This is a genomic window from Oleiphilus sp. HI0080 (assembly GCF_001635135.1).
Genome location: NZ_LWFU01001207.1, coordinates 1 through 1,022 on the forward strand (window position 1 = coordinate 1; position 1,022 = coordinate 1,022).

At 48.2% G+C, this 1,022-nt stretch carries 2 protein-coding genes; one reads left to right on the forward strand and one right to left on the reverse strand.

Going from position 1 to position 1,022, the window contains the following annotated elements:
• Positions 1 to 95: 95 nt before the first annotated feature.
• Complete coding sequence (locus A3751_RS21185) at positions 96 to 584, forward strand: lipocalin family protein (protein WP_369821273.1); 489 nt, start codon at positions 96 to 98, stop codon at positions 582 to 584.
• Positions 585 to 603: 19 nt separating this feature from the next.
• Here A3751_RS21185 and A3751_RS21190 read toward each other — a convergent pair.
• A partial coding sequence (locus tag A3751_RS21190; RefSeq protein WP_304439073.1) for an alanine racemase C-terminal domain-containing protein occupies positions 604 to 1,022 on the reverse strand: 419 nt, incomplete at its 5' end.

Below are 1,022 nucleotides of genomic sequence, written 5' to 3' on the forward strand. Positions count from 1 at the left end.
CCCTGTTGAGCGCTGGCATTTATAAATCAAATTACGAGAGAGACTCTGTCTTTATGGATAACTCAAACAAAATTCTGTTCCCCATCCTGCTTTTAATGGCAGCGCTATTGAGCGGCTGCACCGGGATTCCAAAAAATGTTCAACCTGTTTCAGATTTTGAGTTAGATCGCTATTTAGGTAAATGGTATGAAATTGCGAGACTAGACCATAGCTTCGAAAGAGGACTCAGCAAGGTCACTGCAGAGTATACTTTGCGATCAGACGGCGGCGTGCGAGTTCTCAATAGAGGCTATTCCTTGGAAGAACAAACATGGAACGAGGCGGAGGGCAAAGCGTATTTTGTCGAAGACTCTAAAACGGGGCACCTTAAGGTCAGTTTTTTTGGGCCCTTCTATGCCTCGTATGTCATTGCCGAACTAGATCAGAAAAACTATCAGCATGCCTTCATTACCGGACCCGATACAGACTACCTATGGCTACTATCACGCACGCCTGAGATCACTAAAGACACGCGCGCAGAGTTTTTAGAATTTGCACAAACAAAAGGTTTTGCCACGGAAGAGCTCATCTGGGTCGCGCAATAAGTTCCGCGCAAAGGAAGCACTATATACAAACGCGAGGGACTCGGGCTGTAATCGCAGTGCAAAGCTGATAGGAAATTGTGCCAGCATGCTCTGCGACTTCATCAATTGAGAGCTCGGCGCCCCAAAATTCGACTTCAGAGCCGATATTAACATTGCGCACTTCGGTCACGTCGATGGTAATCAAATCCATAGATACACGACCGACAAGCGGGGCGCGCTGACCATCGACCATAACAGGTGTCCCGCTAGGCGCATGACGGGGATAACCATCGCCGTAGCCCATCGCCACCGTTGCAATAATGGTTTTTCTCAGTGCCGTCCAAGTATCTCCGTACCCCACCGTCTCACCTGTTTCAATCTCACGGAGGGCAATCACTTCGGATTTCAAATGCATCACCGGCTTTAAACCATCCGTTACTGAAGGGATCAAAGGTACCG